Source organism: Streptomyces sp. AK010 (assembly GCF_014207295.1).
GTDB lineage: Bacteria > Actinomycetota > Actinomycetes > Streptomycetales > Streptomycetaceae > Streptomyces > Streptomyces massasporeus.
In genome coordinates, this window is the sequence record NZ_JACHCX010000001.1 from 177,603 (window position 1) to 204,102 (window position 26,500).

20 protein-coding genes are annotated in these 26,500 nt (G+C 71.5%); 14 read left to right on the forward strand and 6 right to left on the reverse strand.

What is annotated here, in order from left to right; translation table 11 throughout:
* Positions 1 to 5 precede the first annotated feature (5 nt).
* Both HDC93_RS00840 and HDC93_RS00845 read right to left on the reverse strand, forming a co-directional pair.
* The gene (locus HDC93_RS00840; RefSeq protein ID WP_185006162.1) at positions 6 to 1,082 is read right to left on the reverse strand and encodes an ABC transporter permease; all 1,077 of its coding nucleotides are present in this window, start codon (positions 1,080 to 1,082) and stop codon (positions 6 to 8) included.
* Positions 1,082 to 2,101, reverse strand: a complete 1,020-nt coding sequence (locus HDC93_RS00845; RefSeq protein WP_185006164.1) for a sugar ABC transporter substrate-binding protein — start codon at positions 2,099 to 2,101, stop codon at positions 1,082 to 1,084. The genes HDC93_RS00840 and HDC93_RS00845 overlap by 1 nt, the downstream gene beginning before the upstream one ends.
* A 322-nt stretch (positions 2,102 to 2,423) precedes the next feature.
* On the opposite strand from HDC93_RS00845, the gene iolC reads away from it, so the two are divergent.
* The 8 genes from iolC (at position 2,424) to HDC93_RS00885 (ending at position 13,786) form a co-directional block, all read left to right on the forward strand.
* Positions 2,424 to 3,401 (forward strand): 5-dehydro-2-deoxygluconokinase, encoded by a 978-nt coding sequence (gene iolC, locus HDC93_RS00850; protein ID WP_185006166.1) that lies wholly within the window; start codon positions 2,424 to 2,426, stop codon positions 3,399 to 3,401.
* 39 nt (positions 3,402 to 3,440) lie between these two features.
* On the forward strand, positions 3,441 to 4,319 hold the full coding sequence (locus tag HDC93_RS00855; RefSeq protein WP_185006169.1) for a deoxyribose-phosphate aldolase: 879 nt from the start codon (positions 3,441 to 3,443) through the stop codon (positions 4,317 to 4,319).
* A gap of 13 nt (positions 4,320 to 4,332) precedes the next feature.
* On the forward strand, positions 4,333 to 5,226 hold the full coding sequence (iolB, locus tag HDC93_RS00860) for a 5-deoxy-glucuronate isomerase (RefSeq protein ID WP_185006171.1): 894 nt from the start codon (positions 4,333 to 4,335) through the stop codon (positions 5,224 to 5,226).
* On the forward strand, positions 5,223 to 7,106 hold the full coding sequence (gene iolD / locus HDC93_RS00865) for a 3D-(3,5/4)-trihydroxycyclohexane-1,2-dione acylhydrolase (decyclizing) (protein ID WP_185006172.1): 1,884 nt from the start codon (positions 5,223 to 5,225) through the stop codon (positions 7,104 to 7,106). Before iolB ends, iolD begins: the two co-directional genes overlap by 4 nt.
* 42 nt (positions 7,107 to 7,148) lie before the next feature.
* Complete coding sequence (locus HDC93_RS00870; RefSeq protein WP_185006174.1) at positions 7,149 to 8,642, forward strand: CoA-acylating methylmalonate-semialdehyde dehydrogenase; 1,494 nt, start codon at positions 7,149 to 7,151, stop codon at positions 8,640 to 8,642.
* Positions 8,643 to 8,661: 19 nt separating this feature from the next.
* Entirely contained in the window at positions 8,662 to 9,450 is a 789-nt protein-coding gene (locus HDC93_RS00875; RefSeq protein ID WP_185006176.1) for a GntR family transcriptional regulator, read from the forward strand.
* A gap of 85 nt (positions 9,451 to 9,535) precedes the next feature.
* Positions 9,536 to 10,633, forward strand: a complete 1,098-nt coding sequence (gene galE, locus HDC93_RS00880) for a UDP-glucose 4-epimerase GalE (protein ID WP_185006178.1) — start codon at positions 9,536 to 9,538, stop codon at positions 10,631 to 10,633.
* Positions 10,634 to 10,639: 6 nt separating this feature from the next.
* Positions 10,640 to 13,786: an EAL domain-containing protein gene (locus HDC93_RS00885; protein ID WP_311774458.1), complete on the forward strand. Its 3,147-nt coding sequence runs from the start codon at positions 10,640 to 10,642 to the stop codon at positions 13,784 to 13,786.
* Between the two features lie 20 nt (positions 13,787 to 13,806).
* On the opposite strand, the gene HDC93_RS00890 is transcribed toward HDC93_RS00885, so the two are convergent.
* Positions 13,807 to 15,621, reverse strand: a complete 1,815-nt coding sequence (locus tag HDC93_RS00890) for a glycoside hydrolase family 15 protein (RefSeq protein ID WP_185006180.1) — start codon at positions 15,619 to 15,621, stop codon at positions 13,807 to 13,809.
* A gap of 157 nt (positions 15,622 to 15,778) precedes the next feature.
* Between HDC93_RS00890 and HDC93_RS00895 the strand changes: the two genes are divergently transcribed.
* From HDC93_RS00895 to HDC93_RS00915, 5 genes are read left to right on the forward strand one after another with little or no spacing between them, the layout of a single operon-like run.
* Positions 15,779 to 16,582 carry a glycosyltransferase family 2 protein gene (locus HDC93_RS00895; RefSeq protein WP_185006182.1) on the forward strand — a complete coding sequence of 268 codons (804 nt, stop codon included), beginning with the start codon at positions 15,779 to 15,781 and terminating at the stop codon, positions 16,580 to 16,582.
* The gene (locus tag HDC93_RS00900; protein WP_185006184.1) at positions 16,579 to 17,862 is read left to right on the forward strand and encodes a glycosyltransferase family 2 protein; all 1,284 of its coding nucleotides are present in this window, start codon (positions 16,579 to 16,581) and stop codon (positions 17,860 to 17,862) included. Before HDC93_RS00895 ends, HDC93_RS00900 begins: the two co-directional genes overlap by 4 nt.
* A gap of 9 nt (positions 17,863 to 17,871) precedes the next feature.
* Positions 17,872 to 19,242 (forward strand): lipopolysaccharide biosynthesis protein, encoded by a 1,371-nt coding sequence (locus tag HDC93_RS00905; RefSeq protein ID WP_185006186.1) that lies wholly within the window; start codon positions 17,872 to 17,874, stop codon positions 19,240 to 19,242.
* The gene (locus tag HDC93_RS00910; RefSeq protein ID WP_185006187.1) at positions 19,239 to 20,219 is read left to right on the forward strand and encodes a glycosyltransferase family 2 protein; all 981 of its coding nucleotides are present in this window, start codon (positions 19,239 to 19,241) and stop codon (positions 20,217 to 20,219) included. Before HDC93_RS00905 ends, HDC93_RS00910 begins: the two co-directional genes overlap by 4 nt.
* Positions 20,216 to 21,040, forward strand: coding sequence for a polysaccharide deacetylase family protein (locus HDC93_RS00915; RefSeq protein WP_185006188.1), 825 nt, complete (start codon positions 20,216 to 20,218; stop codon positions 21,038 to 21,040). The genes HDC93_RS00910 and HDC93_RS00915 overlap by 4 nt, the downstream gene beginning before the upstream one ends.
* Before the next feature lie 7 nt (positions 21,041 to 21,047).
* Here the strand turns inward: HDC93_RS00915 and HDC93_RS00920 are convergent, their stop codons facing one another.
* The 3 genes from HDC93_RS00920 to HDC93_RS00930 are packed head-to-tail and all read right to left on the reverse strand — an operon-like array spanning position 21,048 to position 25,430.
* On the reverse strand, positions 21,048 to 21,863 hold the full coding sequence (locus HDC93_RS00920) for a family 16 glycosylhydrolase (protein WP_185006189.1): 816 nt from the start codon (positions 21,861 to 21,863) through the stop codon (positions 21,048 to 21,050).
* 4 nt (positions 21,864 to 21,867) lie between these two features.
* Positions 21,868 to 23,604 carry an NAD(P)-binding domain-containing protein gene (locus HDC93_RS00925; protein WP_260419342.1) on the reverse strand — a complete coding sequence of 579 codons (1,737 nt, stop codon included), beginning with the start codon at positions 23,602 to 23,604 and terminating at the stop codon, positions 21,868 to 21,870.
* A complete protein-coding gene (locus HDC93_RS00930) occupies positions 23,601 to 25,430 on the reverse strand; it encodes a glycosyltransferase (protein WP_185006190.1) in 1,830 nt (609 codons plus the stop codon). Before HDC93_RS00930 ends, HDC93_RS00925 begins: the two co-directional genes overlap by 4 nt.
* 224 nt (positions 25,431 to 25,654) lie before the next feature.
* Here HDC93_RS00930 and HDC93_RS00935 point away from each other — a divergent pair, with 224 nt between their 5' ends.
* On the forward strand, positions 25,655 to 26,497 hold the full coding sequence (locus HDC93_RS00935; protein ID WP_221516100.1) for an alkaline phosphatase family protein: 843 nt from the start codon (positions 25,655 to 25,657) through the stop codon (positions 26,495 to 26,497).
* Positions 26,498 to 26,500: the final 3 nt, after the last annotated feature.

Consider the following 26,500-nt stretch of genomic DNA (forward strand, 5'->3'; position numbering starts at 1 on the left):
CGCGGTCACCTCCGGGTCGCCGTGCGCTGGACCCACAGATTGATGAGAACGGCGCCGAGGAGCATCACGCCGAGGAAGGCCTTGAACCAGTCGGGGTTCCAGCCGGCGTAGACGATGCCCTGCTGCACCATGCCGAACATGAAGGCGCCGAAGACGGGGCCGATCGCGGAGCCGTAGCCACCGGTGAGCAGGCAGCCGCCGATGACGGCCGCGGCGATGTAGATGAGCTCCTGGCCCACGCCCTCGCCGGACTGCACGGTGTTGAAGGAGAACAGCTGGTGCATGCCGACGAACCAGGCGCCGAAGCCGACCAGCATGAACAGGGAGATCTTGGTGAAGGTCACCGGGACACCGACGGCGCGCGCCGAGTGCTTGTTGCCGCCGACGGCGAAGATCCAGTTGCCGTACTTGGTGCGCAGCAGCACCCAGGTCGCCAGGGCCGCGAAGACCAGCCACCACACCACGGTGATCTTGACGTTGACCCCTCCGACGGTGAAGGTCGAGGCGAAGATCTTCTGTGCCTGCGTGAAGCCGTCCATGTCGCTGATGTCGTCGGTGGCCACGTTGCCCGTGACCAGCTTCGTGATCGCGAGGTTCACGCCCTGGAGGATCAGGAACGTGCCCAGGGTGACGAGGAAGCTCGGCAGTCCGGTCTTCACCAGCAGCCAGCCGTTGAACGCGCCGATCGCGAGCGACACGAGCAGGGCGACGATCACGCCGACCCAGACGTTCATGGTCAGTTGGTAGCTGAGCATCGACGCGGTCAGCGCCGAGGTGATCACGGCGACGCCGGCGGACAGGTCGAACTCGCCGCCGATCATCAGCAGGGCCACGGGCAGCGCCATGATCCCGATGGTCGACGACTGGTACAGGATGTTCGCCATCGAGCTGCCGTCGCGCACCGGCGGTGCCGCGAACAGGAAGAACACGAGCACCGCGACGGCGCCGAGGAAGACACCGACCTCGGGCCGGGCGAGCAGCCGCAGTGCCAGCGGGCGCTGCCGCGTCCGGCCGTCGGACTGCTTGCGGCCGGGGGCCGGCGGTGTGTCCACCGCCGGCTCGGCGTGCTGGGTCATGCTCATCACCGGGTGCCCTTCGCGGCGAACTCCCCGATCTTGTCGACGTTGGACTTGTCGACGAAGGCCGGGCCGGTCAGCACGGGCTGCTCACCGCCACCGCTGTAGTTGCCGTTGTTCTTGTAGAGCCACAGGCCGTCGACGGCCAGGTAACCCTGGAGGTAGGGCTGCTGGTCCACCGCGAACTGGATGTCGCCGCTCTTGACGGCCTTGATGAGGTCCTTGTTGAGGTCGAAGGTGGCGACCTTGGCCTTGCTGCCGGCGTCGCCGATCGACTGCACGGCGGTCAGCGCGAAGGGCGCGCCGAGGGTGACGACGTAGTCGATGGACGGGTCCTGCTTCAGCTTGGCGGTGATCGTCGACTTCACGGACGGCATGTCGGTGCCGTTGACGTTCTGGGTGTCGAGCTTGCCGTCGAAGGTCTTCTCCACGCCGTCGCAGCGCTGGGTGAGGCCCACGTTGCCCTGCTCCTGCACGACGCACAGGGCGTGCTTGGCGCCGACCTCGTTGAGCTTCTTGCCGAAGGCCTCGCCCGCGACGGACTCGTCCTGGCCGAAGAACTCCAGCAGGTTGAGGTTCTTCCAGTCGCTCAGGCCGGAGTTGAGGCCGACGACGGGTATGCCGGACTTCTCGGCCTTGCCTATGACGCCCTTGAGCGCGTCCGGCTTGGCGAGGGTGACGGCGATGCCGTCGACCTTCTGGTCGATCGCGTTCTGGACCAGGTTGGCCTGGTTGCCCGCGTTCGGGTCGGCGGAGTAGATGAGCTTGATGTTGTCCTTGGCGGCCGCGGCCTCGGCGCCCTTGCGGACGGTGTCCCAGAAGGTGTCGCCGGGCGCCTGGTGCGTGACCAGGGCGACGGTCATGCGCGGCGTGGTCGCCTTGCCCGCCGACGCGTCCGCCGCGCCTTCCTCGGACTTCTTGCCTCCGGAACTGCTGGAGCAGCCGGCGAGGGTCAGGGCCGCTGCCGCGGCCACGGCGACGACGGGCGCGAACCTGCGAGAGCGGGGGTGAGAAGAGCGGTCCATCTTTCCTGGCACCTCACTGTGCTACTGCGGGGGAAAGGGAGGGATCACGAAGGGATCCGTGGTCCCGGAGCCTTACGGAGTCCGGATCATGATGCCGCAAACCGACTGTTGCGATGGCACGGGATACAAGTCGCTGCCACGCCCGCTGTCAATACTTTGTTAAGACATCATTTCACGAGCAGGTCCGAATGTAAGTACAAACTATTGACAGCACCGCCCTCCGAGACCTACACCTGGGAGGCGGCAGGTCCCGTGGATCCACGCCCCCACCGTGTCAGGGCGCTTCAGGACCCGCATCCCCAGCTTCCCGAGGAGGTCGCGCATGGCCGAGCCAGCCCAGTATTTCGATGTGATCACGATGGGCCGCATCGGGGTCGACCTCTACCCCCTGCAGACCGGCGTCCCCCTGGAGAAAGTGGAGACGTTCGGGAAATTCCTGGGAGGTTCGGCGGCCAATGTGGCGGTCGCCGCCGCCCGCCTCGGACGCCGGACGGCGGTGATCACACGCACCGGCGACGACCCCTTCGGCACCTACCTGCACCAGGAGCTGAAGGGCTCCGGCGTCGACGACCGCTGGGTCACCCCGGTCGGCGCGTACCCGACGCCGGTCACGTTCTGCGAGATCTTCCCGCCGGACGACTTCCCGCTCTACTTCTACCGCCGCCCCAAGGCGCCGGACCTGGAGATCCACACCGACGAGCTGGACTTCTTCGCCATCCGAGACGCCCGGATCTTCTGGATCACCGGCACCGGCCTGAGCGAGGAGCCGAGCCGCTCCGCCACGCTCGCCGCCCTCAAGGCCCGCGACAGGTCCGGCATCACCGTCTTCGACCTCGACTGGCGCCCGATGTTCTGGCGCGACCCCGAGGAGGCCCGCCCGTACTACCGCGAGGCCCTGCGGCACGCCACGGTCGCGGTCGGCAACCTCGACGAGTGCGAGATCGCCACCGGCGTGCGCGAGCCGCAGGCCTGCGCGGACGCGCTGCTGGAGGCGGGCGTGGAGCTGGCCGTCGTCAAGCAGGGCCCCAAGGGCGTCCTGGCCGTGCACCGCGACGGCACCCGGGCCGAGGTCCCGCCCGTGCCGGTCGAGGTGGTCAACGGCCTGGGAGCGGGTGACGCCTTCGGCGGCTCGCTCTGCCACGGTCTGCTCGCCGGCTGGGACCTGGAGCGGACCATGCGCCACGCCAACGCCGCCGGCGCCCTCGTCGCCTCGCGCCTGGCCTGCTCCTCCGCGATGCCCACCGAGTCCGAGGTCGCGGACCTCCTCGCCGGGGTGCCGTCGGCGAGCACGAGCCACTGATGCCGTCGCCGAGCCCGAGCCATTGAAACGGAGCCTTCCTTGAACATCGGCATCCCCGACCTCACCACGGTCAGAGCCCGCACCCCCGAGGCGGTCGCGGAAGCGGCCGCCCGCCGGGTGCGCCGCCCGCTGATCGGCGACAGCGGCCGGCTGATGATCGTGGCCGCCGACCACCCGGCGCGCGGCGCCCTCGGGGTCGGCGACCGGCGCCTGGCCATGGCCAACCGCGCGGACCTGCTGGAGCGGCTGTGCACCGCGCTGTCGCGGCCCGGCGTCGACGGTGTGCTCGCCACCGCCGACATCCTGGAGGACCTCCTGCTCCTGGGCGTCCTCGACGACAAGGTTGTCATGGGCTCCATGAACCGCGGCGGTCTGGCCGGGGCGTCCTTCGAGATGGACGACCGCTTCACCGGACACCGCGCCGAGGACATCGCCCGGCTCCGCTTCGACGCGGGCAAGCTCCTGGTCCGCATCGACTACGACGACCCGGGCTCGCTGACCACGCTGGAGTCCACCGCGCGGGCGGTCGACGCCATGGCGGAGCAGCGACTGCCCCTGTTCGTCGAGCCGTTCATCTCCCGGCGGGTCGACGGCAGGGTCCGCAACGACCTGTCCGCCGAGGCCGTCACCCGGTCCGTCGCCATAGCCTCCGGGCTCGGCGGCACCTCCGCCTACACCTGGCTGAAGCTGCCCGTCACCGACGACCCGGACGACATGGCCGAGGTCCTGGAGACCTCCACCCTGCCCGTGGTACTGCTCGGCGGCGAGGTGGGCGAGGACCAGGAGGGCGCCTACGAACGCTGGCGCAAGGCCCTGCGGCTGCCCACCGTCCAGGGCATGGTCGTCGGGCGGTCGCTGCTCTACCCGGCCGGGGGCAGCGTGGAAGAGGCCGTGGACACGGCCGTCGGTCTGCTGTGATCCGGAGGACGCAATGACGTACCACCTTCCCGCCGGCAAGGCCCTCGGCGGCCCCTACACCGTCGACATCACGCCCGAGAAGGCCGGCTGGGGGCATTCCAGCCTGCGGGTCCTGGAGCTGCCGCCGGGCGGCGCGCACTCCTTCGACACCGGGGACAGCGAATGGATCGTCGTCCCGCTGAGCGGCGGCTGCACGGTCGCCGCGGCGGACGACTTCGGCCAGGAGACCTTCGAACTCCAGGGCCGTACCGATGTGTTCAGCGGCGTCAGCGACTTCGCGTACGTGCCGCGCGACGCCCGCGCGACGGTGACCTCCCCCGGCGGCGGCCGGTTCGCTCTGACCGGCGCGCGCTGCACCCGCCGGCTGCCCGCCCGCTACGGCCCGGCGTCCGAGGTGCCGGTGGAGCTGCGGGGCACCGGCACCTGCTCCCGGCAGGTCAACAACTTCGGCGCGGCCGGGGTCTTCGAGTGCGACAAGCTCATCGCGGTCGAGGTGATCACGCCGGGCGGCAACTGGTCGTCGTTCCCGCCGCACAAGCACGACGAGCACCGGCCCGGCGAGGAGTCCGTGCTGGAGGAGATCTACTACTTCGAGTTCGCCGGCCACGACGGCATCCCCGGCCTCGGCTACCAGCGCGTCTCCCCGTCCGGCCCGGGCCGGGACACCGACGTGCTCGCGGAGGTGCGCGACGGCGACGTCGTCCTCATCCCGGACGGCTGGCACGGGCCCTCGATGGCCACGCCCGGCCACCACATGTACTACCTCAACGTCATGGCGGGCCCGGAGGCCGAGCGCGCCTGGCTGATCTGCGACCACCCCGACCACGCCTGGGTCCGCGACACCTGGCCGGACCAGCCGGCCGACCCCCGGCTCCCCCTCTACACCGCCCCGGAGACCTCCGTATGAGCGCCCCCACCCGCAGACTGACGACCGCCCAGGCGCTGGTCCGGTTCCTGTCCGCCCAGTACACCGAGCGCGACGGCGTGCGCCGCCGGCTGATCGCCGGGACCTGGGGCATCTTCGGCCATGGCAACGTCGCCGGGATCGGCCAGGCGCTGATGGAGGCAGGCATCGGGCCGGGCGCCGTCATGCCGTTCCACCAGGGCCGCAACGAGCAGTCCATGGTGCACGCGGCCGTCGGCTACGCCCGGCAGCTGAACCGCCTGTCCGCGCAGGCGGTGACGACCTCGATCGGCCCGGGCGCCACCAACCTGGTCACCGGCGCCGCCCTGGCGACGATCAACCGGCTGCCGGTGCTGCTCCTGCCCGGCGACTACTTCGCCTCGCACGCCCCCGACCCGCTGCTCCAGCAGCTGGAGCACCCGGTCGAGGCCGACGTGTCGGTCAACGACACACTGCGCCCGGTGTCGAGGTACTTCGACCGGATCACCCGCCCCGAGGCGCTGATCCCCTCGGCGCTCCAGGCGATGCGGGTGCTCGCCGACCCGGCCGAGACCGGCGCCGTCACCCTCGCCCTGCCGCAGGACGTACAGGCGGAGGCGTACGACTGGCCGGAGGAGTTCTTCGCCGAGCGGGTCTGGTACGTACGGCGTCCCGCGCCGGACCCGGTGGAACTGGCGGCCGCCGTCGAGGCGATCAGGGCGGCGGACCGGCCGCTGATCGTGGCGGGCGGCGGCGTGCACCACAGCGAGGCCGAGCAGGCGCTGAAGGCGTTCGTGGAGGCCACCGGCATCCCGGTCGCCTCCACCCAGGCCGGCAAGGGCTCGCTCCGCCACGACCACCCCGCCGACCTCGGCGGCATCGGCCACACCGGCACCGCGGTCAGTGACGAACTCGCCCGCACCGCCGACCTGGTGATCGGCGTCGGCACCCGCTACACCGACTTCACCACCGCCTCCGGCACGCTCTTCCAGCACCCCGGCGTGCGGTTCCTCAACCTCAACATCACCGGTTTCGACGCCCACAAGCTGGCCGCGCGGACGCTGGTGTGCGACGCCCGGTCCGGCCTGGAGAAGCTGACCGAAGGGCTGGCCGGACACCGCGTGCCGGAGGCCTACGCGGCCGAGTACCGCGCCGGCAAGGAGCGCCTGGACGAGGTCGTCGAGGCCGCCTACCGGGCCGACGACGAGAACGCGGTCCCGACCCAGACGCAGGTGCTCGGCGCGCTGGACGCGGCCGTCGGCGACGACGACGTGGTGATCAACGCGGCCGGTTCGCTCCCCGGCGACCTGCACAAGCTGTGGCGCTCCCGCAGCCCGCGCCAGTACCACCTGGAGTACGGCTACTCCTGCATGGGCTACGAGATCCCGGCCGGCATCGGCGTCCAGCAGGCCGCCCCGGGCACCCCGGTCTGGGCGCTGGTCGGCGACGGCACCTACCTGATGATGCCGACGGAGATCGTCACCGCCGTCCAGGAGGGTCTGCCGGTCAACATCGTCCTCCTCCAGAACCACGGCTACGCCTCGATCGGGGGCCTGTCGGAGGAGACCGGCGGGGAGCGGTTCGGCACCGCCTACCGCTTCCGGGCCGCCGACGGCACCTTCACGGGCGCCCCGCTGCCCGTCGACCTCGCCGCCAACGCGGCCAGCCTCGGCATGGACGTGCTGCGCGCCAAGACGGTGCGCGAGCTGCGCGAGGCGCTGGCCGCGGCGCGTGCCTCGGACCGGCCGACGTGTGTGTACGTCGAGACGGACCCGGCCCCGACCGCTCCCCCGGCCGAGGCCTGGTGGGACGTGCCGGTCGCCGAGACCGCCTCCCGCGAGGCGGCCGTCGAGGCCCGCGAGCGCTACGACCGCCAGGTCGCGGACCGCCGCCGCCACCTCTGAACCCCCGCCGAACTCAGGCTCCACGAAAGGCCCTTGCGCACCATGAAGACCATCACCCACTGGATCGACGGCAAGCCCGTCGAAGGCGGCTCCGGCCGGTTCGGCCCCGTGTACAACCCGGCGACCGGCGCCCAGGAGAAGCAGGTCGCGTTCGCCTCCGTCGACGAGGTCGACGCCGCGGTCGCCTCCGCCAAGGCCGCCTTCGCGAGCTGGGGTGAGTCCTCCCTGGCCAAGCGCACGGCGATCCTGTTCAAGTACCGCGAGCTGCTGGACGCCCACCGCGACGAGATCGCGGAGCTGATCACCGCCGAGCACGGCAAGGTGCACTCCGACGCGCTGGGCGAGGTCGCGCGCGGCATGGAGATCGTGGAGCTGGCGTGCGGGATCTCCGTCCAGCTCAAGGGCGAGCTGTCCACCCAGGTCTCCACCCGGGTCGACGTCGCCTCGATCCGCCAGCCGCTGGGCGTCGTCGCGGGCATCACGCCGTTCAACTTCCCGGCGATGGTGCCGATGTGGATGTTCCCGCTGGCGATCGCCTGCGGCAACACCTTCGTGCTGAAGCCCTCGGAGAAGGACCCGTCGGCCTCCTTCCGGCTGGCCGAACTGGCCGCCGAGGCGGGCCTGCCGGAGGGCGTCCTGAACATCGTGCAGGGTGACAAGACAGCCGTGGACCGCCTCTTGGAGCACCCGGACATCGAGGCGGTGTCGTTCGTCGGCTCGACGCCGATCGCCAGGTACATCCAGCGAGCGGCCGTCGAGCACGGCAAGCGGGTGCAGGCCCTCGGCGGCGCCAAGAACCACATGCTGGTGCTGCCCGACGCCGATCTGGAACTCGCCGCCGACCAGGCGATCAACGCCGCGTACGGCTCGGCGGGCGAGCGCTGCATGGCCGTGTCGGTGGTCGTGGCCGTCGGTGACATCGGCGACGAACTGGTCGGCAAGATCGCCGAGCGCGCGAAGAACCTGAAGATCGGTCCCGGCGACGACCCGGCCTCGGAGATGGGCCCGCTGATCACGCGCGAGCACCGCGACAAGGTGGCGTCGTACGTGTCCTCGGCCGCCGAGCAGGGCGCGGAGGTCGTGGTCGACGGCACGGGCTTGTCGGTGGAGGGCCATGAGGACGGCTTCTTCCTCGGCGTCTCCCTGCTGGACCGGGTGCCGCTGACGGCGGACGCGTACCAGGACGAGATCTTCGGCCCGGTGCTGGCGGTCGTCCGCGCGCAGACGTACGAGGAGGCCATCCAGCTGATCAACGCCTCACGCTGGGGCAACGGCACCGCGATCTTCACCCGGGACGGCGGCGCGGCCCGCCGCTTCCAGCTGGAGGTCAAGGCCGGCATGGTCGGCGTCAACGTCCCGATCCCGGTCCCCGTCGGCTACCACTCCTTCGGCGGCTGGAAGGACTCGCTCTTCGGCGACCTGCACATCTACGGCAACGACGGCATCGCCTTCTACACGCAGGGCAAGGTCATCACCACCCGCTGGCCGGACCCGTCCGACGGCGGCATCAACCTCGGTTTCCCGAGCAACTCCTGACGGTGGAGGGGGGGCATCCATGGCGAAGACCGGTGGCCGGGCGGCCCGCACCACGGCCGCCCCGGCGCTCGGCTCGCTGGACCTCGCGCTGGACCGGGGCAGTCCCGTGCCGCTCTACCACCAGCTCGCGCAGCAGCTGGAGGCGGCGATCGAGCGCGGGGTCCTCGCCCCGGGGAACCTCCTGGGCAACGAGGTCGACCTGTCCGTGCGCCTCGGCCTGTCCCGCCCCACCGTCCGCCAGGCCATCCAGTCCCTCGTCGACAAGGGGCTGCTGGTCCGGCGGCGCGGGGTGGGCACGCAGGTGGTGCACAGCCAGGTCAAACGACCGCTGGAACTGAGCAGTCTCTACGACGACCTGGAGACGGCGGGGCAGGCGCCGACCACCGAGGTCGTGCGCAACGAGGTCGTCCCGGCCTCCTGCGAGGTGGCGGCCGCCCTCAGCGTGCCGGAGGGTCACGAGGTGACCGTCCTGGACCGTCTGCGCCGCACCCACGGCCGGCCGGTGGCGCTGCTGCGCAACCACCTGCCGGTGTCCCTGCTGGATCTGGGCGGCGCCCGCCTGGAGTCGACCGGCCTGTACCGCATGATGCGCTCGGCGGGCCTCACCCTGCACAGCGCCCGCCAGACGATCGGCGCCCGCGCGGCCACCGCGGAGGAGGCGGCCCGCCTGGACGAGCAGGAGGGCGCGGCGCTCCTCACGATGCAGCGCACGGCGTACGACGACACGGGGCGCCCGGTCGAATACGGAACGCACATCTACCGGGCCTCGCTCTACACGTTCGACTTCCGGTTGCTGGTCCGGCCTTGACCGGACTCGGGGGTCGGGTGCAGAGTCGTACATATACACCGTAAACATACGGTTCTTCGACCGCACCCGAAGCGGGAGTCATGGCATGGCCCGCAGGAACCAGTTGCCGACCGCTCGAGGAGGATCCTCATGGGCCCCTTCGACCGTCCTTGTCACCGGCGGAGCCGGTTTCATCGGCAGCCACACCTGCGTGGAACTGCTGGACCACGGTTACGAGGTGATCGTGGTCGACGATTACTCCAACAGCACGTCCCAGGTGTTCGCCCGGGTGGAACGGATCGCCGGCCGCTTCGTCGGCGCGGTGTACGAGCTGGACATCCGTGACCGGCACGCCCTCTCGGCCGTCTTCGACCGACACTCCGTGGACGCCGTCGTGCACTTTGCCGCGCACAAGGCGGGGGGGCTGTCGACACGGATGCCCGTTGCGTACTACGACACCAACGTGGGCGGCACCACCGCCCTGCTGCGGACCATGCACGAGCACGGGGTGCACCGGCTGGTCTACCCGTCCTCCTGCTGGATCTACGGCGACGCGGGCGGGGGTCCCCTCGACGAGACCACCCCCGTCCGTCCCGGCACCCCGTACGCGGCCTCCAAGTGGATCTGCGAGCAGATCCTCGCGGACATCTGCCGCCGTCACCCCGAGTACGCCGTGCTGTGCCTGCGCTATCCCGTCCCTGCGGGGGCCCATCCGAGCGGACTCCTCGGCGAGGAGCCGCGCCACACACCGCAGAACCTGATGCCGTACGTCGCGCAGGTGGCGGTCGGCCGGCGCGAGAAGCTCACCGTCCACGGCGCCGACTACCCGACCCGCGACGGCACCGGGATCCGGGACTACCTGCATGTCATGGACGTCGTGGAAGCACACCGCGTGGCACTGGACCATCTGACCGACGCGCCGGGTATGCAGGTGTTCAACCTGGGTGCGGGCGCGGGCCGTTCGGTCCTCGACGTGGTCGACGTGTTCTCCCGGGCCTCCGGCAGGCACATCCCGTACGAGGTCGGGCCCCGCCGTCCCGGGGACGTCGCCGAGCTGGTCACCGACGCGACGGCCGTGGAACGCGCCTGGGGCTGGCGCCCCAGCAGGGATCTCGCGGACGTGTGCCGGGACGCCTGGCGCTACCAGCGGCTCAACCCGCACGGTTACACGGGCACCGCGCGGGCGCCGGAGACCGAGGAGTAGGCCGCCGTGCGGCCCCCGCCGAGCGGCAGAGGCGGCCCGGCCCGACGCCTGTCGGCCGGCTACGTCGCGTCGGCCGGGGTCCTGACCGTTGCGTACCTGTCCGTTCCCGTGCTGCGCACGCCGCTGTGGGCCCTCCTCGGGCTGGCGGGCGTCGCGGCCGTCCTGACCGGAGTGCGGGTCCACCACCCCCCTCGGGCCCGCCCGTGGCTGTTCCTCGCCGCCGGGCTGCTGGCCTTCACCGCGGGCGGCACCTTCGCCCAGGCGCGGGAAGCCTACGTCTTGGCGCCGCACCCGTTCCCGTCCTGGGCGGACGCCTGCCACCTCGCCGTGTATCCGCTGATCGCCCTGGGCCTGTCCGGTCTGCTGCGCTACCGCTGGACGGGCCGTGACCTGCCCGGACTGCTCGACGGCCTGGTCATCACCGGCGGGCTCGCGCTGCCGGTGTGGGTCTATCTGGTGCAGCCGCTGGCCCGGGCGGAGGGGCTGACCTGGCAGCAGCGCGCGATCAGTGTCGCCTGTCTGCTCGGGGGCATCCTGGTGCTGGCCCTGGTGGTCCGGCTGCTCGCGCGGTGCCCCTCCCCCGGCGTCAGCCGGGCTGCCCTATTGCTCGTCGTGGGGGCTGTCACCTTGCTCGGCCTCGAGATCGCCCACAGCGGTCTCCGGCTCACCGGCGCCTGGCAGACGGCCATGCTGCCCGCCTTCGGGGGCATCGCGTTCTGCACCGCCTGGGGCCTGGCCGCGCTGCACCCCTCGATGGCCCGGCTGGCCGCCCCGGACTCGTCGGCCCAGTCCCTGCTGCCACCCCGGCGCCGGCTGCTGCTGCTCGCCACCGCGACCCTGATCCCGCCCGCGATCCTCGCTCATGAGGAGAGCGACGGCCTGGACTACGACGCGACGGTGCTGGCCGCGTTCTCCGGCGCGCTGTTCCTGCTGGTGATCTTCCGGCTCGCCCTGATGGTCGTCGCGCATCGCAGGGCCATGACGCGGGAACTGGCCCTGCGCACCGCGGCCGCCTCCTTGATGGGGGCCGTCTGGCCGGAGGAGATCGCGCGGGCCTGTGACACCGCGGTCACGTCCCTGTTCGGACCGCAGGGCCGGCACGTGGCACTTCTGCTGTCGGCCGGCGAGGCCCGGGAGCTGTACGCCCGGCTGGAGCGCTGCCCCGCCTGGACCGGCGACGACGGTCCCGCGGAGCACGGGGATCCCGCGGCGGCCCGCAGCCGCACGGTCATCGTCCCGACCGCCGCGCTGGGGCCGGAGCTCGCCGCCCGGCTCGGCAAGCTGCCGACCGCGCTCCTCTGCCCCATGGTCCAGCCCGAGCAGCCGGCCGGCGGCGAGCTCCCGGGAGCACTGCTGGCGGCCGGATCCGAGCGGCAACTCGCCGAGATGCGCGGGTCTTTGGAGCTGCTCGCCTCACACGCCGGTCTCACGACGGAACGCATCGCGCTGCGTCGGGAGGTCATCCGCAAGGAGAGCGAGGCCTACTTCCGCACCCTGGTGCACAACGCCTCGGACGTCATCCTCATCGTCAACAACGACACCACCGTCCGCTACGCCAGCCCCTCCGCGCCGACCGTGTTCGGCCGCACCGAACTCACGGGGACACCGCTGCCCGATCTGGTGGAAGCCCAGGAGCGGGACCGGGTCGTGCGCACGCTGAAGGCCGTGCACGGCGACGGGCGGCAGGAAGCCCACGACCACTGGCGGGTGCCCCGGGACACGGTCCACATCGAGGTGGAGGTGCGCTGCCGGGACCTGCGGCACGACCCGACCGTGGGCGGTCTGGTCGTCACCCTGCGGGACATCACCGAGCAACGGCAGCTGGAGCACGAACTCACCCAGCGGGCCTTCCACGACTCCCTCACCGGCCTGCCCAACCGCACGCTGCTGCTGGAGCGGACCGGACGTGCACTGCGCCGGGGCCACCGGGAGTCGACGACCACCTGTCTGCTCTTCATCGACCTGGACGACTTCAAGATCGTCAACGACACACTCGGTCACTCGGTCGGTGACCGGTTGCTGTGTGCCGTGGCCGAGCGCCTGTCGGGGACGCTGCGGCGCACCGACACCGCCGCCCGGCTCGGCGGCGACGAGTTCGCCGTGCTGATCGAGGACGCTGAGGAGCCCATCGACGCCGAGGTGCTGGCCGCGCACGTGGTCCGGACGCTCAGCCGGCCGTTCCACCTGGCGGTGGAGTCGGTGAGCGTCTCGGCCAGCGTGGGCGTGGCCACGGCACAGGACAGCACGGACGCGGGAGAACTGCTCACACTCGCCGACCTGGCCCTCTACGCCGCCAAGGCGTCCGGCAAGCGCACCTGGCGCCGGTTCCAGCCCCAGCAGCGGATCCGCGTCGTGGAGCGCCACGCGTTGCAGGTCCGGCTTGACCAGGCCATCCGCAAGGAGGAGTTCGGGCTGTGCTACCAGCCCGTGGTGGACATCGCCGAGGGCCGCGTAGTGGGCTTCGAGGCCCTGGCCCGATGGCCCGAACTGGGGCCCGATCCGGTTCCGCCGGGCCAGTTCATCCCGCTCGCCGAGGAGACGGGGCACATCTCGACCCTCGGCGCGTGGGTGCTGCGCAGATCCACCGCCGACATGGCCCGGCTCCAGCACCGCACGCCGCAGTTCGACCCGCCCTACCTCAGCGTCAACGTGTCCACGCGGCAGTGGCGGGACACCAACTTTTTGGACGAGGTGTGCACGGCTCTGGACACCACGGGCCTCGCCCCGGGCACCCTCCAGCTGGAACTCACCGAGTCGGTGCTCATGCAGCGGACCGAGCAGATCGACGCGCAGATCCAGGCACTGAAGGACCGCGGGGTGCGCATCGCGGTCGACGACTTCGGCACCGGGTTCTCCTCGCTGCGCTACCTCCGGGACTTCCCCATCGACGTGCTCAAGATCGACAAGTCCTTCATCGACGGCATCCCGCACGACCCCCAGCAGGTCGCCCTGGTGGAGGGCATCGTGCATCTCGCCGACACGCTCGGCCTGCAGGTGATCGCCGAGGGCATCGAGGACCAGCCGCAGCGGGAACTGCTGGCGGCCATCGGCTGCCGGTACGGACAGGGCTTCCTCTTCGCCCGGCCGATGACGGTGGAGCAGGGCGAGGCGGTGCTGCGGGAGCGCAACAACGGCGGCCGGAAGAAGGGCTGAGAGTCCGCCCGGGCACGGCTTCAGCGACGGCCGGCTCCGGGGCCCGGGCGATTCCAATCGGAAGCCGCCGACAGGCCGAACGCCGTCTCCACCAGCGCGACATGGCTGAACGCCTTGGGCGCGTTGCCCAGCTGGCGGCCCGCGTCCGGGTCCCACTGCTCGGCCAGCAGTCCGACGTCGTTACGGACGGCGAGGACCCGTTCGAAGGCCTCCCGGGCCTGCTGCCGGTGCCCCGTGGCGGCGAGGGCGTCGGCGTACCACAGGGAGCAGGACACGAACGTGCCCTCGGCGCCGTCCGCGGCCTCGGGCAGGGTGCCGTCCGCGGTGCAGCGGCGGACGAAGCCGCCGCGCCCGAGGCGGGCCAGGGCCCGCACGGTGCCGCGCACCCGTTCGTCGTGGGCGGGCAGGAACCCGACCCGGGGGATGAGCAGCGCCGAGGCGTCCAAACCGGGTGCGCCGTAGGACTGCACGAAGGAGCCCTGCGCGGTGTCCCAGCCCTCCCGGCAGACCTCCCGGTGCACCTCGTCCCCCATGGCCCGCCACTCGCCGGAGGAGCCGTTGCGCCCGAGCAGCTCGCCCATGCGCACGGCGCGGTCGGCGGCCACCCACGTCATGACCTTGGAGTGCACGAACTGCCGGCGCGCCCCGCGCTCCTGCCACAACCCCTGGTCCGGTTCGCGCCAGTGCCGCAGCAGAAAGCCCATGAGGGACTCGACCAGGTCCCACACATGGGCGGGCATCGGGATCCCGGCGCGCAGCGACAGCCACAGTGTGTCCATGACCTCGCCGTAGACGTCCAGCTGGAAGGTGCTCACCGCCGAGGTGCCGAACCGCACGGGCCGCGAGTCCTCGTAGCCGGGCAGCCAGGGCGCCTCGGTCTCCGGCAGCAGCCGCTGCCCCTTGACGCCGTAGACGGTCTGGAGATCGGCGGGGTCGCCGGCGACGGCCCGCACCAGCCAGTCCAACCAGGCCGAGGCCTCGTCCCGGTAGCCGCTGCGCAGCAGGCAGGACAGGGTCCGTGAGGAGTCGCGCAGCCAGCAGAACCGGTAGTCCCAGTTGTTCTGGCCGCCGATACAGCCGGGCAGGGAGGTGGTGGGGGCTGCGACGACGCCGCCAGTGGGGGCGTAGGTGAGGGCCTTGAGGGTGATGAGGGAACGCACCACGGCGTCCCGCCACGGGCCCTGGTAGCGGCACCGGACGGCCCAGCGCCGCCAGAAGTCGGTGGTCTCCTTCTGGACGGTCTCCGCCGGGACGGACAGGGGCGAAGGGGGCGCGGACCGGTACGACGGCGTCCACCCCAGCGTGAGGGCGATCCGGCGCCCGGCCGTCACGGTGAACTCCCAGACGGTGGCGTCCTCGTCGCCCCGGTCGCGGACATGCCCGTCGCAGCCGAGCCAGACGGCGTCCGGGCCGGCGACCGCGACGGTGCAGTGGCCGACGTCCCGGACCCAGGGCACGACGCGGCCCTGGTGGAAGCGCAGGCGCAGTTCGCTGCGCAGGTCCACCGTGCCGGACAGGCCCTCGACCAGGCGGACGATGCAGGGCCCGTCGGCACGCGGAGGCATGAGGTCCGTGACCCGCACCGCGCCCGTGGGGGTCTCCCAGACGGAGTCCAGGACCAGCGTGTCGGGCAGGTAGGAGCGGTGAGTGCACCGGCCGCCGGACACGGGGGCGAGACGCCAGCGCCCGTTGTCCTCGGTGCCCAGCAGAGCCGCCAGGCAGGCCGGGGAGTCGAAGCGGGGCAGACAGAGCCAGTCGACCGACCCGTCCCGGCCGACCATGGCGGCCGTCTCCAGGTCGCTGATGAGGGCGTAATCCTCGATGGGTGCATTCATGATCGGGACTACGCCGTTGTGCACTTTGCCACTTCTTACGATACGCCGCTCGAACCGGGACCGCCCTTGACCTCAGGGATGAATAGGGCAAGATGTACATATACACCGTAAATATATGGCGTCATCGTCACGGCGCCGCAGCGGAGATATCGGCACCATGAACCACACGCACCAGCTCCCCGAGCTCCCCACCTCACACGCCCACACCAACGGTTCCGCGCACCCCATGCGCCGGGCCGGAGACCGCCCCCCGCCCCGGGCCACCGTGAGCCTGGTCGTCCCCGCCCGCAACGAGGCCCGCAACATCCCCTGGGTCTTCGAGCAGATTCCGGACTGCGTCGACGAGGTCATCCTGGTGGACGGCGACTCCGTCGACTGCACGGTGCACATGGCGACCCGGTGCCTGCCGACCGTCCGCCATGTCGAGCAGAGCGGCCCGGGCAAGGGCAACGCCCTGCGCACCGGCTTCCTCTCGGCGACCGGCGACCACATCGTGATGATGGACGCCGACGGCAGCATGCTTCCGGGGGAAATCCCGCACTACCTGCACTTCCTCGACAACGGCTTCGATTTCGTCAAGGGCTCGCGTTTCATCGCGGGCGGCGGCTCCCTGGACATCACCCGCATCCGGCGGCTCGGCAACCAGGTGCTGCTGGCAGCCGTGAACCACCTCTACGACACCAGACTGACCGACCTCTGCTACGGGTTCTGCGCCTTCCGCCGCGACTTCCTTGACGACCTCGACCTGCACTCCTCCGGATTCGAGATCGAGACCGAGATGATCGCCCATGCGCTGCGCTCGGGACTGCGCATCGCCGAGGTCCCGAGTCTCGAACTGCCCCGCCGCAGCGGGCGTTCCAATCTGCACGCCGTCTCCGACGGCCGCCGGGTGCTGCGCACGCTGTTGTCCGAACGGCCCGGCGCCCGCTCCGCCGCGCGTGCCGGAGGGAACGCGGCATGAGCATCGCGCGGCGCCCGGCCATCACACGCCCCCTTGTCGCGGACGCCGGTCCGGGCGATTCCGGGTACGCGGCGGTCCGGGTCGTCGACATCGATCTGACGCGGCCGTACGAATTCCGTCCGCCCGCGGGCCCGGCCCCGGTGCGACCGACGGCACCGGTGCTGGCCCTCGTGCGGCTGCGCGGCCGCCCGCTGGGTCTGGTCAGGGCGGGCCGCCACCAGGGCGGCACACCCGAGGAACTGTGGCGGTCCCTCGCCGCCACGGCCCGCCGGGGGTTCCCGCTTCCGCGCGCGGGAATCCCTGCTCATGCCCCCTCGTACGTCCAGCCGTCGATCAGCGTGATCGTCGCGACGCACAACCGGCCCGGGATGCTGCGGGAGTGCCTGGACTCCCTGCTGCGGATGGGGTACCCGCGCTTCGAGGTGATCGTCGTGGACAACGCCCCGGCGGACGATGCCGCCGAGCAGCTGGTCGGCGACGTCTACGGGGGCCGGGTCCGCTACGTCCGGGAACCGAGAGCCGGCCTGGCCCACGCACACAACCGGGGCCTCGCCCTCGCCCGCGGTGAGATCGCCGCCTTCACCGACGACGACGCCCTGGCCGACCCCGGCTGGCTCGCCGCACTCGCCGAGGGCTTCGCCCGGGGCCGCGGCGTCGTCTGCGTGACGGGGCTCATCGTCCCGGCCGAGCTGGAGACCGCGGCCCAGGCGGCCCTGGAACGGCACGGCGGCTTCGCGAAGGGGTTCGCGCCGCGCACATGGTCCCTGCGCCACCCGCCGCACGACCCGCTGTTCCCCTTCACGGCGGGACGTTTCGGGTCGGGCACCAACATGGCGTTCCGGGTCGGCCCGCTGCGCGCGCTGGGCGGCTTCGACCCGGCCACGGGCACCGGGACCCCGGCCCACGGCGGCGACGACCTGCTCGCCTTCTTCCGGGTCCTGACGGCCGGTCACACCCTGGCCTACCAGCCCGGCGCGATCGTCTGGCACCGCCACCGCCGTACTCAGGACGCCCTGGACACCCAGGCGTTCGGCTACGGGGCCGGTCTCGGCGCCTACCTCACCGGCGCCCTGGCACGCGACCCCCGGCTGATCCCGGCGCTCCTGCGCAGGTTGCCCCGGGGCCTGCGGTACGCCGTGGCCCAGACACACCGCAAGGTGGGGTCGGGCAGCGCCCGGTCACGACGGCTCGCCCGCCTGGAGCTGTGCGGCCTGCTGTACGGGCCCATCGGATATCTGCGCAGCCGCCGCCGGAACCGCACCGGCCGCGGGCCGGTCTGAGGAGAGGCCGTGACCGTGTCCCAGGAAACAGTCGACATGCCCGAGGCCACGGGCATGTCCGGCCGGGGGCGGTCCCTGCCCACAGTGGTGCGCACGGGCATCGCCCGGGTCCTGCCCAACGAGCCCCTGGTGCGCAACGGCCATCTGCTGGCGGTCAGTTCCCTGGTCAACGCCGGAGTCGGCGCGATCTTCTGGCTGTTCGCCACCCACTGGTACGACGACGAGGTCGTGGGCGTCAGCTACTCGGCGCTGTCCGCGTCGCTGCTGCTGGCCAACATCGGCCAGCTCAACCTGAACGACTTCCTGATCCGGTTCCTGCCGTGCTCCGGACGGCAGACCCGCAAGCTGCTGCTCACCTGCTACGCGGTGACCGCCACGTGGAGCGCCCTGGTCTGCCTCCTCTTCGTCCTCCTCGTGCCCGCCCTCTCACCCGACCTGGCCTTCCTGCGGGACCCCCTGGTCGCGGTCTGGTTCGTTGCGGCGACCGCCGCCTACACCATCTTCGTCCTCCAGGACGGCGCGCTCACCGCGATGCGCCGCCCGGGCTGGGTGGTGGCGGAGAACATGGTCTTCGCCTTCGTCAAGATCGCGCTGCTGGCCGGCGGTGCCGCCCTGGCCCTGAAGACGGGGATCCTGCTGTCCTGGGCGGGCGGCCTGCTGATCTCCCTCCTCGTGGCCAACTACCTGCTGCTGCGGAGGGCGGTGCCGCGCCACGAGCGGGAGAACCCCGAGGCCGTGCGCCCGCCGCGGCTCATGAGCTACGCGGCGGCGGACTACACGGGCTCACTGTTCCGGATGGCCGCCTACACCCTCGTGCCCCTGATGGTGCTGAACGTTCTCGGGGCGGAGCAGAGCGCCTACTTCTCGCTCGCCTGGATCATCGGCTACGTGCTGTTCCTGGTGGTGCGCAACATGGGCAGCTCGTTGGTCGTCGAGGTGGTGCGCCGGCCTGAACAGCTCACCGAGCACGGGCTGCGGGTGCTGCGTCACTCCGGCATGCTGCTGGCCACGGGCGTCGCCGTGATCGTCGCCGGGGCTCCCTGGATCCTCCGGCTCTTCGGACCCGGCTACGCCGAGCACGGCACCACCCTGCTGCGTCTGCTGGCTCTGTCCGCGCTGCCCAACCTGGTGTTCAGCGTGGCCGTGGACGTGCTGCGGGCCCGCCGTCGCATGCGCCTGGTGGTCGGGCTGCAGATCGCCCTGTGCGTGCTGGTGCTGGGTCTGGTGCATGTGCTGCTGCCGGTGTTCGGGGTGGCGGGCGCGGGTGTCGCGTGGCTGGCGGCGGAGTGCCTGATCGCCACACCCCTGCTGATCCGGCGGTCCCGCTGGCTGACTTCCGGTTCCCGGGAGAAGGCCCCGAGTTCCGGGAGAACGTCATGAACACCGCACCGAGCCTCTCGGTCGTCGTGTGCGCCTACACGCTGGACCGCTGGGAGGATCTCCAGGCGGCCATCACCTCGGTCCAGTCCCAGCGCCGTCCGCCGGACGACGTCGTGCTGGTCATCGACCACTGCCCGGAACTCCAGCGGCTCGCCACCCGCATGCTGCACGGCATCCGCGTGCTGCCCAACCGCCATCGCAAGGGCCTGTCCGGTGCCCGGAACACCGGAGTGGAGGCGGCCGTCGGGGACGTGGTGGCGTTCCTCGACGACGACGCGACGGCCCATCCGTCGTGGGCGGCCCGCCTCCTGGCCGACTACCGCGACCCGCGGGTCGCCGGTGTCGGCGGGCTCGTCGTCCCCTGGTGGGAAACGGATCGGCCGGCCTGGTTCCCGCCGGAGTTCGACTGGGTGGTCGGCTGCTCGTACCGCGGTCTGCCCGAGGAGCCCGCGCCGATCCGCAACTTCATCGGCGCCAACATGTCCTTCCGTAAGGAGGAGCTCCGCGCGGCCGGCGGTTTCCGCACCGACCTGGGGCGGGTGGGCACCCGGCCCCTGGGCTGCGAGGAGACCGAACTGTGCCTGCGCATCAGCTCCCGCCGCCCGGATGCCCTGCTGCTCTACGACCCCTCGGCCGCCGTCCGGCATCGCGTCCCCGCCACCCGCGCCACCTGGTCGTACTTCCGCGCGCGCTGCTACGCCGAGGGACTCTCCAAAGCGCTGGTCGCCCGCTGCAGCGAGGGCGCGGCAGCGTTGTCCAGCGAGCGTACGTACCTCACCTCGACCATCCCGCACGCCTACCGCGAGGCCCTGCGGCGCGGCCGTCCCGCCCCGGCACACACGGTCCTCGCCCTGACCCTCGGGGTCGGCGCCACCGTCGCGGGCTACGCCGTGGGCTCGCTCCGGGCCAGGCGCACCACGTCCCCCGCCGGCACGGCACCGGCCCGGCACACACCTGCGAGGGAGCGCCCGGCATGACGTACCAGCCCGTCCCCGTGTTCCTGTACCACTCGGTCTCCGCGGACCCGCCCCCGTGGATCGCACCGTTCACGGTGAACCCGCGGGTCTTCACCGAGCAACTCGACCTGCTCGCGGACAACGGGCTCGACGTCGTCCCGCTGCGGCGTCTGGTCGCCTCGTTGCGCGGCGGACCACCGCTGCCGCCCCGGTCGGCGGTGCTCACCTTCGACGACGGTTTCGCCGACTTCCACTCCACCGTGATGCCGCTGCTCGCCGCCCGGGGCCTTCCCTCGACCCTCTACGTCACCACGGGCGCGCTGGGCGGCCTGTCCTGGCCACCGGAACACGGCAGCCTCCTCCCTCCCGCCCCGATGCTGACCTGGCGTCAAGTGCGGGAGCTGGACCCGTTCGTCGAGATCGGCGGGCACACCCGGTCCCATCCCCAACTGGACGCTCTGTCCCGGCAGTCCGCCCAGGAGGAGATACGGGGCTGCAAGGTCCGGCTCGAGGACGCCCTGGGGCATCGCGTCGATGCCTTCGCCTACCCCCATGGCTATTCCAGCCGCGCGGTCCGCCGGCTGGTGGACGAGGCGGGCTGGACCTCGGCGACGGCCGTCCGGTACGGCTTCAGCTCCGGCGCGGACGAGCCTCTGCGCATCGCCCGGCTGTTGGTGCGCGCCGACACCACCCGGAGTCGCTTCCTGGCCTGGGCACAGGGCTCGGGCGCGCCCGTGGCCCCGTTTCCCGAGCGGGCCAGGACCATGGCCTGGCGAGGCTACCGGCGGCTGCGGGCCGGCATCGACCACCCCTACCCGTCGCTGCCCACACCCGCCCGCTGACGACCCGTCACTCCTGCCAGACACGCACCCAGTCCACCGTCATCCGGGCCGAGTCCACTGACCCGGGCGGCGATTGCGGCACTCCGACGGCGAGATTGACCAGCACCTCCATGGGCACGTGCGGCACCCGCTCGGGCTCGGTGACCCGGAAGCGCTCGACCCCGTCGACGTACCAGCTCACCTCGTCGGGGGTCCAGAGCATGCCGTAGACATGCTGCTCCTCGGCGAACGGGACGGGCCCGTAGGTGCCGCGGGCCCTCTGGTCGCCGTCCGGGCCACGCCAGTGCGTGTACATGAAGACCCGATCGGTGCCGCCGAGGAACTCCATGATGTCGAGCTCCGGGGGCGTGAACTTGGACGCCGGCATCATCCAGAACGCCGGGAACATGCCCGCCTGTTCGGGGATGCGGATCGACGCCTCGAAATATCCGTAGGTGAAGACATGCCGGGGGTCGCCGTACCAGTCGTCCCGGCCGGTCGAGATCATGCCGGACCGCCAGGGGTAGGTCTTGTCGTCGCTGCCCCGTGTCTCGCGCCGCTCGGCGTTCAGGCTGAGCAGGCCGTCGCGGACGGACACCTGGCCGGGCAGGTACCACTGCTCCTCGTCGTTGCCGCTGTTGGTGCAGCCGTCCTGGTTCCAGTCGTAGCAGGTGGCCCATCGGTCGGTGTCTAGTTCCGAGCCGTCGAACTCGTCGTGGAACGTCATCTTCCAGTCCTGCGGCACCGGTCCGGGCCGCGGCACGTCCGGCTCGGTGGCGCCGCAGCCCACCGCCAGCACCAGTGCCAAGGCGGCCAGGGCGGGGCGCAGCCGTCGCGCGCGCACGGGGCTACCGCCGCTTTCCGGCCGTCACGGCGGCGGTGAGACGGCGGGCAGCGAAACCGGTGCCGGTGACGAACCGCAGCAGTGGCCCGAAACTCGGAGCCGCCGCGAGGCCGGTGAAGTAGAGGCCGGGCGTGGAGGACTCGAACCCGGCGGTCAGTACCGGCGCGCCGGCGAAGACCCGCAGCGACTGCCTCAGACCCGGATCGAGGACGTCCAGGCGACGAATGTCGACCCGGTAGCCGGTGGCGGCCAGGACGTGGTCGACCACGATGTCCTCCGGCCAGCCGTGCTCGTCGAGCAGCCGCAGCCGGACCACCCCGTACCCCGGCTCGGCGGCGACCAGCGTGCGGCCGCACAGCACAGGGAACTGGCCGGCCGCCCTCTCCTTCAGCCACCAGGCGCCGGACGGCCGCGGTACGGCGCGCAGCAGCTCCATGCGCAGCGGCGCGGGGAGGCGGCGGTAGACCGCCCCACCCCTGCTGACGGTGCCCAGCAGCGGGCGTCCGCGACCGAGCGGTGAGGCGGGCCCCGGCAGCAGGAGGCGATCGCCCGTGCCGTTCGGCGGCGGGGGGTCGAAAACCACGGCCGACGTGCGAGCCACGATGGTGGGCCGGGCCCGGGCCTCGTGCAGCAGGGTCGCGCACTCGAGGGCGGACTGCCCGGCACCGAAGACGGCCACGCGCTCCCCGGCGAAACGACGCAGATCCCGGTGCCGGCTGGTGTGCGAAGCGAGCCCTTCCTCGACGCACGCCCGCAACGCCCGGGGGATGTAGGCGTAGGGCACCGCACCGGTGGCGAGCACCACGGAGGCGGCGAGGAGTTCCTCACCCGTGTCGAGGAGCAGCCGGAAACCGCCCTCCGCGGGACTGATCCGGCGCACGCGGCACGGCTCCAGTTCGGGCACCAGGTGCTCCTGGAACCAGCGCCCGTAGTCGATGTACTCGGCCAGCGGAACCGGGCGGTGGTCGTCGGCCCCGGCCAGCCCTCGGGCCGCATGGAAGTCCGCGAGGGCGTGACCGTGCCGCGGTGTCGCGATCGCCGAGGCGGCCGGGACGGTCTGCAGGAACATCCCCTCGGGCATGTGGGCCCGCCACGACTCCATCGTCTGCCCGAAGACCCGTAGCGGGACTCCGGCTGCCTGCAAGTGGCAGGCGGTGGCCAGGCCGTAGGGCCCGGCTCCGACGACGGCGACGGTGACCCGGTCGCTCGGCGGGCCGGGGCTGCGCGGCCGCGCCTGCGGGGTCCGAGGCGCCGTCCGTGCCCTGGTGCCCGGCTCGTCCCGGGTGTCCGTCGTCGGGGCGGGCCGGGTGCCGGGGGCCGGCGGCGCGTCGTCAGGGTCGGTGGGCCGCGCGCCGGGCCGTCGACCGCCCGGTGTGGGCAGCAGGGCCAGGAGCGACGTCAGGGCCGCGAGGGTGATGATCACGCGCGTGGTGGTGAAGGTCTCGCTGAGGTAGAACGGCTCCACCGCGAGGACCGCCAGGCACAGGCTGAACAGCAGGGCGAGGAACGCGGTCTCCACGACGAACGGCCAGCCCTTGCCGTGCCAGGGCGTGGGCCTGGCCCACCGTGTGGCCGCGGCCCCCGGGCACAGCAGCAGGAACGTACAGACGACCAGCATGCGCAGGGCGCCGGCGTCGGGCAGGGCCAGGGTCGCGGCGAGCGCGAGCCAGCCGGACAGCGCGAGTGCGACGCGCAGCGGCCATCTCCAGCGGGGCGGGAGGATCATGGGGAGGGTGGTCATGATGCCTCTCCCGCGTCGGGGTTCTGGTAGCGGAAGACCACGGCGTCCTGATTGCGGAACACACGCACGAAGCCCCAGGTCTTCGACATCGCCTCTTCCATGCGCTGCATGGTGTCGGCGGGCAGGGACCCGTTGAGGTAGCACTCGGCGGCCTGGGCGCGGCTCAACACGATGTAGGCCGGTTCGCGCACGGTGGCACCGTCGATGAACGGGTCCAGCCCTTCGATCGGGTTCTCGACGAGCCGCTGGCGGACCTTGAGGTCCTGTTCGTTGAGCTGGACCCGCGGATGCTTGTCGTAGTTCATCTCCAGGCCGGGCACGTCCGACGTGAGGGAGACGATGAGGGACCCGGGAGGCGTGGTGGCCGTGACGAAGTGTGTGGCCGCCACCTCCTCCTTGGTGAAGTAGTTGGCCGACTCCTTGCCGTAGTAACCGAAGAGCAGTCCGCCGAGCATCGCCAGCAGCAGCGGGGCGACCAGGAACACGCGCAGCCGTGGATGTCTTCGTGACTCGAACAGGAGGGCCGAGATGAGCAGGGCGGCGGCGGGCAGTGCGAACAGGTAGGCGCGGAAGATCATCTCGCCGCCGTAGGAGTTCGCGGCCAGGAGCGGCATGGGGGCCAGGACGAGCAGCGGCATGCCGGTACGGCGGGTCCAGCGGCGCCGGACGAAGGCGAGGGCCGCCAGCAGGAACACGGCGGCGGACAGGCCCCGGTCGATCCAGGAGACCTGTACCTGCCCGGGCGCGGCGGCGCCCAGGGCCGCCAGCCCGGAGACCACGTTGGAGTCCGGCTTCAGCAGGGCGCCGACGAACTCGCTCAGATTGGCCGAGACGAAGGGTCGCGCGACGGTGGCGTCCCAGAGCACGGTCAGCAGCACCCCGGCCCCCAGTACCGGCAGCAGTACCCGTCGGTTGCGGCGCGGCAGGGACAGGGCGACCAGGGCGCTGACCATCATCAGCGGGGTCAGCGGGTGCGAGCAGACGATCACGCCCATGATCAGCACGACGAGCAGGAATCTGCCGACGGGCCAGACTCTGGCCTTGTCGCCCGGTGGCCGCTCGGCGAAGGCCCTCAGCTGCCCCATCAGGAGGGCGATCAGGGTGACGAAGAGCAGGAACGCGAACGCCTGGGGCGCGAAGTAGTCCTGCCCGACCCACGAGCACGAGTAGAAGATCCAGACGGCTCCCCAGATCAGCCTCCGGTTCGAGGTCACCGCCCGGTAGACCAGCAGCAGCGGGGCGAGCAGCAGCACGTTGTTGACGGGCGGGGCCCACACCGCGTAGCCGAGCGACGACTCCAGGCCGGTGGCCTGCACCACCAGGGCGTTGAGGTGGAAGAAGCCGGGCCACTGGTCGTAGACGTCGAGTTTCTCCGCGCCGGGCACGCTGCCGCCGTTGCGGATCATGGCGTCCACGACGGCGACGTGCTTCCACGCCCATCCGTAACGCAGGGTGGGATAGAGCAGCGCCGGGGTGGCGTGCAGGATCGCGATCAGACCGAGGACGTAGGCGGCGAACCAGCCGCCCCGGGTCCGCCGGTCGGACAGAGCCACGCAGAAGCCGACGGCGAGCAGGCCGAGAGCGACCCAGAAGAGCACCGGGAGCACCTGGAGCAGGCCCAGGTCGGTCATGGCGTTCAGATTCACGTGGCGCAGGGAGAGCAGCCACAGAACGAGTGCGACGGGCAGGGCGGCCCGGGCGATCCACTGCAGTCTCGTCGTACGCCGCCGGCCCGGCGGCGTAGCCGGCGCTCCGTCCGGTCGCCGCGTCTCCAGAGGAGCACGCGGCGACCACTGACCGATCGTCAGCGGCGAACGCTTGCCCATGGATATGCCTCCCGCACAGCGGGTGCGACGACCGGGCCGGGGGGGCGCCATCCGTGGCGCTTCCTCCATCGGCACACACCAGCGATCCATGCCGACCAATATGCGGCATAAGTGCTAAAAATTACGTTACTGCCGTTTGCTGCGACCGGCAGCGCGGCTGAACCGACCGTCAGGGGAGAGCAGTGACATCAGGAGTGAGGACGCCGTTCCGGCCGGTGCACCGCATGCGGAAGTCGCTCGTCGCCGCCGGCGCCGCTCTGGCGGTGCTCCTCCCGCTGGCGGGCTGCACCTCATCGGACGAGGGCGGCAGCCCCCGGCCGGACCACATCGTGATCGTCGTCGAGGAGAACCAGGGGTACGAGGACATCATCGGCTCGCCCGAGGCCCCGTTCATCAACGAACTGGCCCGCAAGGGCGCCAATCTCACCAAGTTCTTCGCCATCACCCATCCGAGCCAGCCGAACTATCTGGCCCTGTTCTCCGGTTCCACGCAGGGCGTCGACAACGACTGCCCGAACGACTTCTCCTCCCGCAACCTCGCCTCCCAGTTGCTGCAGGCCGACCTGAGGTTCACCGGATACGCGGAGAGCCTGCCGAGCGTCGGCTTCAAGGGCTGCACCAGCGGGCCCTACGTGCGCAGGCACACGCCGTGGGTGAACTTCACCAACCTGCCGAACTCCGTCAACCGGCCGTGGACGGACTTCCCGGAGGACTTCTCGGACCTGCCCGAGGTCTCCTTCGTCATCCCCAACCTCGACAACGACATGCACGACGGCGGAATCAAGCAGGGCGACACCTGGCTGCGGAAGAACCTGGGTGCGTACGCGGACTGGGCCATGACCAACAACAGCCTGCTGGTGGTCACCTGGGACGAGGACGAGGGCGGCGAGGACGAGGACAACCACATCCCGACCGTCGTGGTCGGCGAGCAGGTGGAGCCGGGCGACCACGACCAGCCCAACAACCTGTACGGGTTGTTGCGCACCATTCTGGACGCCTACGGCCTCGGCCGGCTCGGCCACAGCGCCGAGGCCGAACCCCTGGACGTCTTCAAGGGCGACGGCTGACCG